13 protein-coding genes are annotated in these 13,559 nt (G+C 40.6%); all 13 read left to right on the top strand.

Going from position 1 to position 13,559, the window contains the following annotated elements; translation table 11 throughout:
- The first annotated feature begins 1 nt into the window (after position 1).
- The 13 genes from C0J08_RS16210 (at position 2) to fliP (ending at position 13,559) form a co-directional block, all read left to right on the top strand.
- Entirely contained in the window at positions 2-808 is an 807-nt protein-coding gene (locus C0J08_RS16210; RefSeq protein WP_212652956.1) for a FliH/SctL family protein, read from the top strand.
- Positions 809-813: 5 nt separating this feature from the next.
- Positions 814-2,145, top strand: a complete 1,332-nt coding sequence (gene fliI / locus C0J08_RS16205) for a flagellar protein export ATPase FliI (protein WP_212652955.1) — start codon at positions 814-816, stop codon at positions 2,143-2,145.
- Positions 2,146-2,198: 53 nt separating this feature from the next.
- Positions 2,199-2,633, top strand: coding sequence for a flagellar export protein FliJ (gene fliJ / locus C0J08_RS16200; protein ID WP_212652954.1), 435 nt, complete (start codon positions 2,199-2,201; stop codon positions 2,631-2,633).
- Positions 2,634-2,684: 51 nt separating this feature from the next.
- Positions 2,685-4,583 carry a hypothetical protein gene (locus C0J08_RS16195; protein ID WP_212652953.1) on the top strand — a complete coding sequence of 633 codons (1,899 nt, stop codon included), beginning with the start codon at positions 2,685-2,687 and terminating at the stop codon, positions 4,581-4,583.
- 15 nt (positions 4,584-4,598) lie between these two features.
- Positions 4,599-6,494 carry a hypothetical protein gene (locus C0J08_RS16190; RefSeq protein ID WP_212652952.1) on the top strand — a complete coding sequence of 632 codons (1,896 nt, stop codon included), beginning with the start codon at positions 4,599-4,601 and terminating at the stop codon, positions 6,492-6,494.
- Positions 6,495-6,524: 30 nt separating this feature from the next.
- On the top strand, positions 6,525-6,827 hold the full coding sequence (locus C0J08_RS16185; protein ID WP_212652951.1) for an STAS domain-containing protein: 303 nt from the start codon (positions 6,525-6,527) through the stop codon (positions 6,825-6,827).
- Between the two features lie 6 nt (positions 6,828-6,833).
- Positions 6,834-8,543 (top strand): fused response regulator/phosphatase, encoded by a 1,710-nt coding sequence (locus C0J08_RS16180; protein WP_212652950.1) that lies wholly within the window; start codon positions 6,834-6,836, stop codon positions 8,541-8,543.
- Positions 8,544-8,588: 45 nt separating this feature from the next.
- Positions 8,589-10,319 (top strand): flagellar hook-length control protein FliK, encoded by a 1,731-nt coding sequence (locus C0J08_RS16175; protein WP_212652949.1) that lies wholly within the window; start codon positions 8,589-8,591, stop codon positions 10,317-10,319.
- A 114-nt stretch (positions 10,320-10,433) separates the two neighbouring features.
- A complete protein-coding gene (locus tag C0J08_RS16170; protein ID WP_212652948.1) occupies positions 10,434-10,943 on the top strand; it encodes a flagellar basal body-associated FliL family protein in 510 nt (169 codons plus the stop codon).
- 4 nt (positions 10,944-10,947) lie between these two features.
- A complete protein-coding gene (gene fliM, locus C0J08_RS16165; RefSeq protein ID WP_212652947.1) occupies positions 10,948-11,922 on the top strand; it encodes a flagellar motor switch protein FliM in 975 nt (324 codons plus the stop codon).
- Between the two features lies 1 nt (position 11,923).
- Positions 11,924-12,385, top strand: coding sequence for a flagellar motor switch protein FliN (fliN, locus tag C0J08_RS16160; RefSeq protein WP_249344346.1), 462 nt, complete (start codon positions 11,924-11,926; stop codon positions 12,383-12,385).
- Positions 12,386-12,474: 89 nt separating this feature from the next.
- Positions 12,475-12,825, top strand: coding sequence for a flagellar biosynthetic protein FliO (gene fliO / locus C0J08_RS16155; protein ID WP_249344344.1), 351 nt, complete (start codon positions 12,475-12,477; stop codon positions 12,823-12,825).
- Positions 12,822-13,559, top strand: a complete 738-nt coding sequence (gene fliP, locus C0J08_RS16150; RefSeq protein ID WP_212652946.1) for a flagellar type III secretion system pore protein FliP — start codon at positions 12,822-12,824, stop codon at positions 13,557-13,559. Before fliO ends, fliP begins: the two co-directional genes overlap by 4 nt.

The following is a 13,559-nucleotide window of genomic DNA, read 5'->3' as shown; positions in this document are numbered from 1 at the left end:
TATGTCCGATCAAAAACAGGATAAAGACGAGCGTAAGTTAACAGCTTATGAGCGTTGGGAACTGCCTCATTTAGATAATAATCAAGCTAAGTCAAATTCTGGCCCAGCTATTCTTGTTCAGAAAAATGCAGTTGTTACAACCGAAGAAGTTGATGAAGAAAGCCTTGTTTACGAGCCTTTGACAGCATCTCAACTAGAAGAGATACGCTCTGCTGCCTATGAAGAAGGTTTTATCCAAGGCGAAGAAGAAGGGCATAAAAAAGGTCATGCAGATGGCTTCTCTAAAGGAGAAGTTGATGGTTTTGAAAAAGGTCATGAAGAAGGGCGTTTGCTTGGTATTGATGAAGGAATGTCACAGGCGAAAGCTGACGCTAAGCTACAGTTAGAAAACATTGAAACCTTATTGGCGAATGTTGTGCAAGAGATGACATTTCCATTGGAAGAAAGTCGTGCCGCAGCGGAAAATATTCTTTATCAATCAATGATCAGAATCGTTGAAAATGTTTGTCTCTCGAAAATGTCGGAAGATGGGCATAAGGTATTAAAAGAACAGTTGTCTCGGGTATTTGATGAAATTGGTGAGTATGAAGGTCGTGTGCGACTTCGTCTTCATCCAGACAGTGTGGCTGTTTTAGATGAACTTGGTGTTAAAGAACGGTTAACTCTGCAGCTTGAAACAGACGCCACATTGGTAAGTGGTGACTTTGTGATTGACTCGAAATCTTTTCATATAGACGGGCGAATTGGACAGCGTTTAGAAGCGGTGTTTAATGAACTAAGCCATCTTTCCACTCAAGAGCAGGATTAGTTGTTGTGTCTACGCTTGAAGAGCGCTTAAACAAGCTAATTCATGTATCTTCTTCGTCGTTGCCGCCCCAGTTAGAAGGCAAGGTTACTCGCATGGTTGGTTTAACTATGGAGGCCGTGGGTTGTGTTGTCGCCTTAGGAGACCGTTGCTCAGTTCAGGTTCGAAAAGATCGTTGGGTCGAATCAGAAGTTGTGGGTTTTACTGGTGACCTGACATATCTTATGCCAACAGAAACTATAGAGGGTATTTCTCCAGGCGCTCGTGTTCGTCCCTTGTTAGGAGATAGTCTCATGCCTGTAGGGGATGAGTTGCTTGGGCGCGTTGTTAATGGTTTAGGAAAGCCTTTAGATGGTAAAGGTCCGATCAAAACCAAAGATTCAGTTACTCTGCTTGGGGATGTCATTAACCCATTACAACGAAAACCCATTAGTGAGCCGTTAGATGTGGGAATTAAAGCTATTAATAGCTTATTAACTGTTGGTAAGGGGCAACGTTTGGGGCTTTTTGCTGGTAGTGGTGTGGGTAAAAGTATGTTGCTCGGGATGATGACCAAATACACCGAAGCCGATATAACGGTGGTGGGGTTAATTGGTGAGCGTGGCCGAGAAGTAAAAGAATTTATAGACCAGATTTTGGGGGATGAGGGGTTAGCGCACTCGGTTGTGGTGGCATCGCCTGCTGATGACTCTGCCTTGATGAGATTAAGAGCCGCAATGCTGGCAACGCGAATTGCTGAGTACTATCGTGATCAAGGCAAAAACGTTTTATTGCTAATGGATTCTCTAACTCGTTATGCACAGGCACAGCGTGAAATAGCTTTATCTGTTGGTGAGCCTCCAGCGACAAAAGGATATCCACCATCTGTTTTCTCTAAGCTACCACAGTTGGTAGAGCGTGCAGGTAATGGCAGTGAAGGCAGTGGCTCAGTGACGGCTTTTTATACCGTATTAACGGAGGGGGATGATCAACAAGACCCTATTGCGGATGCATCACGGGCTATTTTGGATGGTCATATTGTTTTGTCTAGGCGTTTGGCGGAAGAGGGGCATTATCCTGCTATTGATATAGAAGCTTCTATTTCTCGAGCTATGCCGCACATTGTCAGTGAAGATCACCTCTACGGAGCCATGAGAGTAAAGCAGCTTTATTCTAAATTTCAGCAGAATCAAGATCTAATTTCCGTTGGGGCTTACGCAAAAGGAAGTGATCCAGACTTGGATCAAGCTATTATTCAAATGCCAGAAATCCGGAATTTTCTTCAGCAATCTTTATCTGAGAGCTTTACTATCGATCAGAGCTTACAAGAGCTTGTGACCGCTATGACAAAAGGGCAGTAGACGATTGCTTATAAAAACGTCTACTATTTACCTAACTTTGGGATGGGTCACGCATGAAAAAATCACGCCGAATGCAAATTTTAGTCGATCTTGCGCAACGCAAGGAAGATTCTGCTGCCCAGCAACTGGCTCGTGATAAAGCAAAAGTCCGTCATGACATGCAAAAACTAGAGGAATTGCGTGAATACGCTGGTCAGTATGAGTCAGAGCGTAATCTTCTGGGTTTAAGTCCCTATCTCACTACGAATTACCAGCACTTTGTTGATCGTGTTCAGCAAGCCATAGTACAGCAAGAATCTGCTGTTGGTCGATCTGAGCAACAAGCAGATATGAGTATGCGGCGTTGGTTACAAGCTCGTTCAAAGACTAAAAGTATGGATTGGTTAAAAGAAAAAAATCATAAAGCAGAATTGGCTATTGAGGAAAAGCAGGAGCAGCGTCAAAGCGATGAGTTCGCCATGCGCCGTTTTTTAGATAATATTCGATAGTGTTTATAGGCACTATTGATGAAGTAACCAAGCTTCTTGTTAGGATTGGATATGGTGGGTCAGGATAATGGAATAATCGATTTATCAGCGCCTATTTCTCAAGTGGAAATGGCATTGGATAATTACGCTTACTTCCCTTATGAAGGACTTGAGTCACTTCAACTTGCTTTACTTACTTTGCAGAAGAAAACCTGCTCAAGCTCCTTTCCTAGCATTTATCAAAGTCGCCTTTCCTCCTTAGTGTCTGCTGTTGACCAATTACTTGCCAATGGCGCACCTTATTTTCAATCATATCACAATGCCTTCCTTTCAGCTGCTGACTCCTTATTTCAATTAGCGGTTGGTTGTCAATTTAGTATTGATCAGTCTATGCAATTGCATAATCTTTTATCTCTAGATCGACCTTGTTGGGTGGTTGTTACTTCTCTCATACAGGAAGCGGTAACTTCACCAGTTTATATTAATTATCAAGCCAAATATGATGCTGGAAAAGAAGGAGAGAATAGAAGTATTGATGAGTATTTGTCACTGTTTTCAGGTGTGGGGCAGGTCTCTTTTCAGTTAGATATAGCTGAAGGCGTGGTTAAAAGAGGACGGTTTTTATTATTGACTGTACAGTCTCTTTCTTGGCTGCAAACACGTTTCCCAATGCTTGATTGGCGCATTGATTCTGTTAATGAGGAAGAGTCCTTAAAACGCTTGTGTGAACTGAGTTTTTTACCTCTCTTTCAACACACCACAATGCAGAAAGATGTTCGGTATCGCCTTTTGGCGTTGTATGAAGAAAGACTGAAAAGAATAGGTTTTCAACCGTTTAGTGAAGTGTTTTCTCCTAATTTTGAATGTATTGAACAGCCTGATCGCTTAGTTCCTCAAAAAAGTCAGATGATGGGAATGGAAGGTGTGGAGGATACTACTTATTTTCCCATGCGTTATGGTGGCTCAATGTATATTTGTGCTAGTCATAGGGTCGGTGCTCATTCAAAGTCATCTTTCTCATGCAAAGAGGACTTAGGGTATGATTTTTTACCGTATTTTTTATATGAAATTGAAACACCTTATGGTCCTCTGGTGTTCGATAAAACGGAGTGTCTTGGCTTATTTTTCGTTTCTGCGGGAGGTTTAGAGCTATTTGAAGATACATTTTGGTTTGATGTTAATGAAGGCGTTTCAGCGCAAGTCATTTTAAGTAGCCCTTTTCTTTTGACTGCTGATAATTCTGCATTTTGTCTTTTGCCGACGAGTGTCAGCGACTTACTAGTAGTAAAGCAAGGTAGTCGTTACTTTGCTTTACCTTATTTATCTGTGCGTGAAGTCGAAGCGGTTTGTTCAAAGATGCGAGCTTCGAATCCATTAATTAAAAATATTTGGTTGAGTCGCTTTAACACACCTTTATTAGAGCCTTGGCTGTTGGATTTTCGTTTTGCTCTAGGGGCAAGAAAAGGCACAGTAAAAAATAAATCTATGTATCCTGTGAAGAAGGGTTATTATTCTGTCAGGTTTCATGGCAAAACATTATGGATAGAGGCCGACTTGGTTTTTGCGTTAACCTCTTATCAAAGGCCACTTGAAATTGCCTACTTGAATCAAAATAAGTTGTGTTTTTGGTTATTTATTGTTCATGATGGATACTGTTTTGATAAGGTATTGTTGACCTCCATTGATAATGAAGAGCAAGGTAGTCGCTCTGAGAGCAATACTTTTACTATGTATCTTGATCAGTTGGGAGAGGCTGTTGTCTTGCACTTAACCTCTTGTGAATGGTTTGTATCGTTACCTGATGAGCATTATGAGGCGGATTTTAGTATGTTCAATGAATGGATGGGAAATAAAAAGAGCATTTGTTTTCCATTATCTGATTTGGAAAAAGGTGCGGTAGTTCTTAATAAGAAAAATTATTTATCTTTTGTGGCTAGTGCCGAGTGCTGGCAGCCACCATCATTATTTTGAAAGTGATTATTGACTATGAATACATTGCATTCACCGTTTAGTGCTCCTAGAAAGGAGTTGAACAATAGCCTGCAAAAAAGTGTTGTTGCTTTGTTGTTTATATTGCTTTTGGCTTTTGTTGCCATGTATGCCTTGATGAGTATTAACCTAGATAAGCAGAATGCGGAACAGGAAAGATTAAGTGAATTGCTAGCAGTTGTTCATAGTGCTGAAGAGCATTGGTTGGAATGGTTATTGATTGAGGATCGTCAAATTCATGATGAGAAAGCATCAGAATCTTCTACTCCTGATCAGTTATATCAGTTGTTGGTCAGTGAATATTCGGTGATTCAGACATACCTTGAAAGTTTTGATGTAGTGAAGGACAAATTTATAGTTGATTCTTTGGCTTTACTAGATCTGTTATCTAAAAAGAATTTGGATAGTCAGCCTTTAACGCCAGATGAAAGAGTTGCTATTTATTCATCTTTTGAGCGTCTCGAATCAATTGATGATAGCCTTTTGCAAATAAGCGTTAATCTGGATTACCAGCGTCAAGTTTTTGTTGAAAGGTTGATTTGGGTGCCTGTCGCTATCTTTTTATTGATTACTTTAATTATAGTGACTTTAGCTATTCGCTTTGCGCGTCAACTGACATCCGGTTTTGCAACTTTGCATTATGTGGTTGATCATTATAAAAATGGTCATGCCTCACCTGTTTTGCCTCGTAAAATGGTAGATGAATTTACCGATTTGAGTCATCTTGTGGACAACGAATTGGCTTCTCGAGATTTTGACTTAGACCAACAAAATGAGAACATTAATCTTATTGAAAAGGCGCTAAATCAAGTCAAAGAACCATTTTTTGTGACGAATCACCATGGTGATGTTGTTTGGTTGAGTTCTGGTGCGGAACGGCTTTGGTTTAGAAATATCTCTTTCTTTGAGTCATTGTTTGGGATTGATTCGGGGCTGGATGACTTAATAGGTGAACGCATTGCGGATTCTATTTTAGAATCTGATCAACCTTTGAAGTTAGAGTTATCAGATGGTGTTTATTGGTTGAATGTACAGCATTTTTCGACTGATTCAGAGGCCGAGGAAGAAAGTTTACAGTGTTTCATTTCCATACAAACAAGATCAGATTTGTCTGAGCTTGATGTTTTGCATCATAGCTTAAAGTTGATGGAGCAAGATGTCTGGAATTCGCCTATTCGAGTCTTGAGAAAAGACTCTCCTTATGCCGGTTTTGCGAAATCTCTGGAAGTGGTGAGATGTAAAGTGATCGCCTTGTTTGACGTCCTTAATTCAGTATCGACACAAACAAATATGCTTGAAAAGATTACTAAACTACAACAAATAGCATCCCTAATTGACGATAAAACAAATCACAATGAGCAATCAATCAATCATACTGTGAAAAAAGAGGCGGCACCACTAGAAGGCTTTCAGATTGAGCTAAATGATATGGCTTGGTTGTCGGAACAGGTTCGTGATTCTTTAATATTAGGTTATGAGTTGGTTTTACAGCGTTTGGCATTGGTCGAGAAGGATTTATCTTCAGATGTATTCTTGTTAAGTGATGTTGAGCGTTGTCTGAATGAAGTAAGAGCGGGTGTATTGTCTAGTCTGGCTGCGGCTGAAGGCGAGAGTGAGATCATTCGAAGACGTTTTGCCGTCGATTTAGAGCATGACATTAGTAAGGTTCAAGAGCAAATAGAGGAAATGAAGTCTATGGCGACCTCTACTCTAACATTGCTTGAATCGGATAGAAGTGTTGGTGGTGCTCGTTTAGATCGTGCGAGAGAGTCTATTAACGAAATGCTTGATCGTATTCATGCTCTGATGACAAAAACGTCATCGGGTGTGTCTGAAGATGTAAGTGGCAATGCATCAATACAAAAAACAAATGATGGGCAGCAAGAGTCTTAGAGTTTTCTGCCTACACTCAAGGAGTAGGCTGTGGTCGAAAGCTTCTATGAATCTAAAACAAAATGCCTAACAATTAAAATAATTGGACGTTTTGATTACAGTTGTCACAAACAATTTAAAGAAGCTTTTAGTCAAAACCATAAAGCTGATCTTTATGAGGTGGATTTTGCTGAAGTGACTTATTTAGACAGTTCGGCACTAGGTATGCTGTTGCTGCTTAGGGATCATGCCAATAAAGATGTTGTTCAGGTTCGTTTAATAAATATAAATGATGCGGTTGTTGATATTCTTAGAATTGCCAATTTCCACCGGCTTTTCGAATTTGCTGAGTAGTGTTGTATGGAAAAAATTCTAACCATTTTGATTGCTGACGATAACCCTTCGGATCGTATCTTATTGAAAGCAATTTTGAGTCAATTTGGTCATAAGGTGATATCGGCCGTTGACGGGCAAGATGCGATAGAAAAATTTGATCCTAGAACAATTCAGCTTGTGTGTTTAGACATAAAAATGCCTCATAAAGATGGTTGGGAAGCTGCCCTTGAGATTCAGCGTCTAGCCGGTGATATGTTTGTTCCGATTGTTTTCCTTTCAGGTATTACTGACCCGATTGCCTTGTCTAATTGTTTGCGAATTGGTGGTACAGATTTTATATCCAAGCCATACAATCCCGCGCTTATTACCGCTAAATTAAATGCGATTGTTAAGTTGTTAGTTATGCAGAAAACGCTAGAAGAGCAGCGTGATGCCATGACTTTGTACAATGAACAATTGCTTAATGAACAGGAAGTTGCAAAAGTAGTATATGAAAATATTACTAACTCCAACTGCTTAAAAGACCCTGCTTTATCTACTATCCACTTTGGCACAAATACCTTTAATGGTGATGTGATCTTGGCGGCTTATAAGCCAAATGGCGGTATGCATTTATTGCTAGGTGATTTTACTGGTCATGGCTTGTCTGCTGCCATTGGCGCATTACCTTTAGCTGATATCTTTTTTGATTGGACAAAAAAAGGTTTTTTAATGCGGCAAATAATTCCAGAGATTAATGCTCGCTTGAAGGGGATTTTACCGCCAAATATGTTTTGCAGTGCTGCGTTTATTGACATCAAAGTAAATAATAAAAGTATTGAAATTTGGAATGGTGGTTTACCCGATTTATTGTTTTTCTCACAAGAGGAAAACAAACCAGTTCGATTTACTTCTAAAAATTTACCTTTGGGTGTGCTCCCTCCGGATGTCTTTACGTGTCAAATTGACCCTATCTCTTTTTCTTCTGGAGACCGACTGATGGTCTTTTCTGATGGCGTTTATGAAGCCTTAGATTTATCTGGAGAAATGTTTTGTAATTCTATCTTAAAACCCCTTTATGAAGGCGAAATAGAAGCCAAACATTCCATGTCTTGGTTAAGGCAAGAGTTGAGAAAAGAAGGGGTTTTAGATAATCCTCATGACGATATTTCATGCCTTGGTGTTCGTCTTGATGCGAATATAGGTGTTGATACATCTAACCATGAAGTTTCAAGAGGTCATCATGAAGCTCCTGCGGACTTCTCATTTGAATATATTTTGAATGCAGATTCATTGCGAAATACTGATCCTTTGCCTTATGTTCTGCAAATTCTTACTACGGTTCCTGGCTTAAGTAGTTTTTCTAGTCAGATATTTATGATTCTTTCTGAGTTGTATTCTAATGCTCTTGAACATGGTGTATTGAATCTAAATTCTGATAAAAAAAGTTCAAGTGATGGTTTTTCTCAATATTACGAAGAAAGAGAAAAGAGATTAGCAAGCTTGGAAAATGGCTATGTAAAAATTTCCGTCAAGGTAACCTCTGATAGGAATAGCCGGACGCTTATTTTATATGTAGAAGACAGTGGTGAAGGGTTTAATTTTAATAGTGTGAATTACGATATTTCTAATACAGAGCTGTTGTATAACAGGGGGTTAGCTCTATTGAATCAGTTGTGTTCAAGGCTTGAGTTTTCAAAGGGAGGGAGTGCAGTGACGGCCTATTACAATTGGCAGGTTGGAATAAATAATTAAATTGGCCTTTCTATTGCATAGTCTTCAACATCGTTGGAGGAAATTATGCGCACAGATTCAAATACAATCTTATCTTTACCTTCAGGCGCTCCGCCTAAAAAGTCAAATTTTGCCAAGGTCCCTGCTAGTAATAGTGGTGCTTTTGCCGATGATTTTAGAAAAGCGAAAGAAGTAAATAGTCCTAAAAAAAGGGCTGAGACTGATACTTCATCAGCTTCGACGTCATCTACAGGGAGTTCATCCAAAACAAATGGCTCTAGTGAGGCTGGTGACACTTCTTCAGTTAAATCTTCTAGTAAAACTGCAGCCACGACTAATAATAGTGAAGTGGGCAAAGAGAAAAGCACTTCAGAAAATAATGATTCTTCTAATCGTGTTTCTGATGACAAAGTTGCTGTGCAGGATTCCTCTCAATTAAGCGGCAAAGAGTTGCAGCAAGAAGGCGAAGCATTACCTACAGAAGAGTCGTTGAGTGAAGGCGAGGTATCACCTGTTAATGAATTATCGTTAGCTGGGATAGGGGAAGCAGCGGAATCTAAAAATTCGACTTTGGAAGGGGCTTCAAAAACCGTTTCAGGTGACGCTGTTGATTCAAGTTTAGCGAATTTAAACAATCCTCCATTGAAAAGCTCTGATTCTTCTCTTTTGTCAAAAACAGTCAATTCTGATGGCATGGCAACCGAGGAGTTATCCACTGGTAATGCAGACTCTAAAATTGTTGGCGCTTCAGTTATAGCTGGGTTGGGCGCGATTAAGCGAGGAGCTTCTAACGAGACTAAAGTAGACGCCTCTACTAAATTGGTTGCATTATCTGATGGTGACTTCTTGAAAGAGGAAAAGGCGTTGTCTTCTGATCAATTGGAAGCAGGAGCGGATGAAGCAGACAATAGTGAATTGTCTTGGGTTTTGTCACAGATGGGGGCGTCAGGAGCTAAATCTGCTGCTGTTAATTCCGGTGGTGATGCTGTGCTTGATACTTCCAAAGCCGCTTTAGCGACAGCTGGTGTGGTTGCTGGAGCTTCCGATAGAACATCCCGATCAGATTCTGTTCCATCTTCGCTTTTGGGGGATGTTTCTTCTCCTGATGATTTAGGTTCTGACACTGCCGATTCTTTACTAGCAGAAGATGGAATTTTTATTGATGAGCCTATTGAATTACGCAAAAAAGAACACGAGGCAATGTTGGGGCGGATGTCTGCACAGGCTGATGGGAGTATGGGGGCGGATAACTCATCGGGAGGACTAAATAGCTCGCTGCATAATAATATGAATCGAGCGGCAGCATTGGGTGGAGCGGCCGTTGCTGCGAATGCGGCACCAAATTCTACTGCAAATCTAGCAATGACATTACCTCCAGGGCACCCAGGTTGGGCTGGAGAGATGAGTCAGAAGGTGGCTTGGATTGCTCGTGATGGAGGTCACACGGCTCATATCCGGTTGGATCCGCCTGAGTTAGGTAGTTTGACGGTAAAAGTCTCGGTTGATAGTGACTCTAATACTCAAATAAGTTTTGTTGCGGCGACACCGCAAGCTCGGGATCTATTAGAGGGGCAAATGGGGCGGTTACGAGATATGCTTGCTCAACAGGGAATGGATTTAAGCCGAGCTGATGTTGACGTATCGCAGCAGGATACTTCCGGTGCGCAAGATAGAGCGAATCATCGTAACAACGACGCGTCAGGAAATGGTATTGCAGTCAATGATGATATTGATGATGAGTTGATTCCGAAGAATTTATCTTATGTTTCGGCGACTGGCGTTGACTACTATGCTTAAACAAAGAAGAAATTGATGGTGCTATGTATGATTCTTAGTAGAATAGGGAGTAGTTTATGCGTAAGAGCGTTCTTCGCGTTTAGTTGAAAGAATTAATACTAAGGTTTGTGAAATATGGCTGAAGAAGAAGGTTTAGATGTTGGTGCCGAAGACGCAAAGTCTGGCGGGAAGAAAAAACTTATTATTATTGTTGTTCTTGCTTTAGTTTTATTAGGCGGGGGCGGTGCTGGCGCTTATTTTTTCTTTTTTAGTGGCTCTGGTGGTAGTGGTTCTGCAGAGTCATCTGAAGCGGCTATAGCTAATGCGCCTTCTATTTATCTTGCTTTAGATCCTGCTTTTACGATTGATTTTATGGTTGATGGCCGGCAGCGCTATGTGCAGCTAGGTTTGACGGTCAAGTCAAAAAGTGAAGAGCAAATTGATGCTGTAACTACTCATATGCCATTAATTCGTAATAGTCTTGTTTTGTTGTTTTCTAGTCAGTCATTTACGGACTTGCAGACTACAGAAGGGAAAGAGAATTTAAAAATGGCAGCTCTTGATGCAATCAATGGCATTCTTGAGCAAGAAACTGGTCAGGGCGGTATCGATGCCGTGTTATTCACTAATTTTGTGATGCAATAATTTTATGTCAGCTCAAGATTTATTATCCCAAGACGAGATCGACGCGTTATTACATGGCGCAGACGAAAAGCCTGAAGAAGAGGATAATCGAGATGCCAATGGAGTGGCATCTTATGACATTACTAGTCAAGAAAGAATTGTGCGTGGGCGTATGCCCACCTTGGAAATGATAAACGAACGATTTGCGCGTTATACTCGTATTAGTTTGTTTAACATGCTCCGAAGAACGGCCGATGTTTCATCGGGAGGGCTTCAGGTCATGAAGTTTGGAGAGTACGTTCATACTTTATATGTCCCTACCAGTCTGAATTTAGTTAAATTTAGGCCATTGAGAAGTACCGCTCTTTTTATTTTAGATGCAAAACTCGTTTTTAAATTGGTGGATAATTTTTTTGGTGGCGATGGTCGTCATGCAAAAATTGAAGGTCGTGAGTTTACTCCAACTGAAATTCGTATTGTTCAATTGATGTTAGAGCAAGTATTTGTTGATTTGACTGAAGCTTGGGCACCAGTACTGAAATTAGAGTTAGAATATATAAGTTCAGAAGTGAATCCTGCGATGGCGAATATCGTTAGTCCTAGCGAGGTGGTGGTTGTATCAACATTTCACATCGAGCTTGATGGCGGTGGCGGTGAGCTTCATATTACTCTACCTTACTCTATGATTGAGCCTGTTAGAGAATTGTTGGATGCTGGTGTACAGAGTGATGTAGATGAAAAAGACGATCGCTGGGGGAAATCTCTTGAACAAGATGTAAAAGATATCAGCGTCAATTTGTCTGTTAATGTAGCGAATCGAAAAATCTCATTGGGTGATGTATTAAAATTTAAAGTAGGTGATATCATTCCGATAGAGATGCCGGAGTTTGTCACAGTTAGAGCGAATGGTGTTCCAACATTTAAAGGTAAGTTAGGTGTTAGTGATGAACGCTATTCAGTGCAAATGGAAGAAAGTTTTAAACCTAAGGTAACGAAATAACATGGCAGAAGAGCAAAACCCAGATGCAGCAGGTATGGACGATGATTTAGCCGACGAATGGGCTGCAGCAATGAGTGAGGCTGGAGAAACCGAAGGCGATGATAGTGTTGAAGATGAATGGGCGTCGGCAATGTCTGAGCAAAATGTTGAGCCTGTTAAGTTAGAGACACTTTCCAATCCTTCTGTGCCTAATGGCGGCGTGGGTTCCGATCTCGACTTGATTATGGATATTCCTGTTGTCCTCTCTATGGAGTTGGGCAATACCGAAATTGCAATTCGAAATCTAATGCAATTAACGCAAGGTTCGGTGGTGGAGCTCGATCGGTTTGCTGGTGAGCCTCTTGATGTATTGGTTAATGGTACATTGATTGCGCACGGTGAGGTGGTTGTAGTGAATGATAAATACGGCATACGTTTAACGGATGTTGTAAGTCCTAGTGAGCGTATTAGACGACTGAAGTAGCGCAATTGATTCTTTCCTTTCTTAATCGTCTTATTCTAATTTTGACAGCTATGCTAGGCATGACTGTCCCATACTTACATGCCGCGGATATGGAAGATTTTTCTGCGGCTTCTTCTATTTGGAAAGTGGTTGTTTCTTTAATATTTGTTATTGCTTTCATTCCAGCGTGTTTATGGCTAATGAAGCGTTTTCAGTTTGCTCAGATGAAACTAGGTCAGTCCGATATTAAGGTTGTTAATGTTCAGTCTTTGGGGGCGAAAGAAAAGTTGATGCTGGTTGAGGTGGAAGGAGAGCGCTTGTTAATCGGTGTTACAGCCCACTCTATAAGTCACCTGAGAAGTTTTTCATCAAAAAATCAATCATTTGCTGCTGTTATGGATGAGGTTGATAGAGAGAATTATACTGACAGTAAAAAGAACAATAATAAGGACGCACAGTGATTCGTTTTGTCCTGTTTTTATTGTTGATATTCCCTGCTTTTTCATGGGCTGAAGTTGGATTGCCTGCGTTAAAAGTTGTCACCAATCCAGACGGTAGCCAAGACTACAGCGTTTCGTTGCAAATCCTATTTATCATGACGGCGCTGACGTTACTGCCAGCGGCTCTCATGATGATGACGGCTTTCACGCGTATCATTGTTGTGTTGGCTATTTTGCGTCAAGCTATTGGTTTACAGCAAACGCCATCGAATCAAATCATGATCGGTATGGCTCTTTTTCTAACCTTATTCATTATGACGCCAACCTTGGATAAAGTGAATGAAGTTGCGTTACAGCCTTATTTGAAAGACGAAATGACGTCAATTCAAGCTGTAGAGGCCGCATCGGTTCCGGTTAGAGATTTTATGCTGGCTCAAACTAGGGAAGATGATATTGCATTATTTGTTAAGTTAGCTGGTAAAGAGGGAGCCATCGAATCAATGGATACTCTGCCATTTACTATTTTGATGCCTGCTTTTGTGACCAGTGAACTTAAAACTGCCTTTCAAATTGGTTTTATGATTTTTATTCCTTTTTTGATCGTAGATATGGTGGTGGCAAGTGTGTTGATGGCAATGGGGATGATGATGTTGTCTCCGGTTATTATTTCTTTGCCCTTCAAAATAATGCTGTTTGTCATGGTTGATGGCTGGTCGATGATTATGGGTACTTTGGCTGCGAGCTTCGGGATTTAG

The organism is Marinomonas sp. CT5, assembly GCF_018336975.1.
Classification (GTDB): domain Bacteria; phylum Pseudomonadota; class Gammaproteobacteria; order Pseudomonadales; family Marinomonadaceae; genus Marinomonas.
The sequence above is the reverse complement of the archived record's forward strand: the minus strand, read 5'-3'. Positions and strand labels throughout refer to the sequence as shown.

What these genes read in the sequence shown, in the direction of transcription:
- C0J08_RS16195 (WP_212652953.1), top strand. Translation starts at nt 2,685, where the DNA reads ATGGTGGGTCAGGATAATGGAATAATCGATTTATCAGCGCCTATTTCT.
- C0J08_RS16175 (WP_212652949.1), top strand. Translation starts at nt 8,589, where the DNA reads ATGCGCACAGATTCAAATACAATCTTATCTTTACCTTCAGGCGCTCCG.
- C0J08_RS16190 (WP_212652952.1), top strand. Translation starts at nt 4,599, where the DNA reads ATGAATACATTGCATTCACCGTTTAGTGCTCCTAGAAAGGAGTTGAAC.
- fliM (WP_212652947.1), top strand. Translation starts at nt 10,948, where the DNA reads ATGTCAGCTCAAGATTTATTATCCCAAGACGAGATCGACGCGTTATTA.
- fliO (WP_249344344.1), top strand. Translation starts at nt 12,475, where the DNA reads ATGGAAGATTTTTCTGCGGCTTCTTCTATTTGGAAAGTGGTTGTTTCT.
- C0J08_RS16180 (WP_212652950.1), top strand. Translation starts at nt 6,834, where the DNA reads ATGGAAAAAATTCTAACCATTTTGATTGCTGACGATAACCCTTCGGAT.
- fliJ (WP_212652954.1), top strand. Translation starts at nt 2,199, where the DNA reads ATGAAAAAATCACGCCGAATGCAAATTTTAGTCGATCTTGCGCAACGC.
- C0J08_RS16170 (WP_212652948.1), top strand. Translation starts at nt 10,434, where the DNA reads ATGGCTGAAGAAGAAGGTTTAGATGTTGGTGCCGAAGACGCAAAGTCT.
- fliN (WP_249344346.1), top strand. Translation starts at nt 11,924, where the DNA reads ATGGCAGAAGAGCAAAACCCAGATGCAGCAGGTATGGACGATGATTTA.
- C0J08_RS16210 (WP_212652956.1), top strand. Translation starts at nt 2, where the DNA reads ATGTCCGATCAAAAACAGGATAAAGACGAGCGTAAGTTAACAGCTTAT.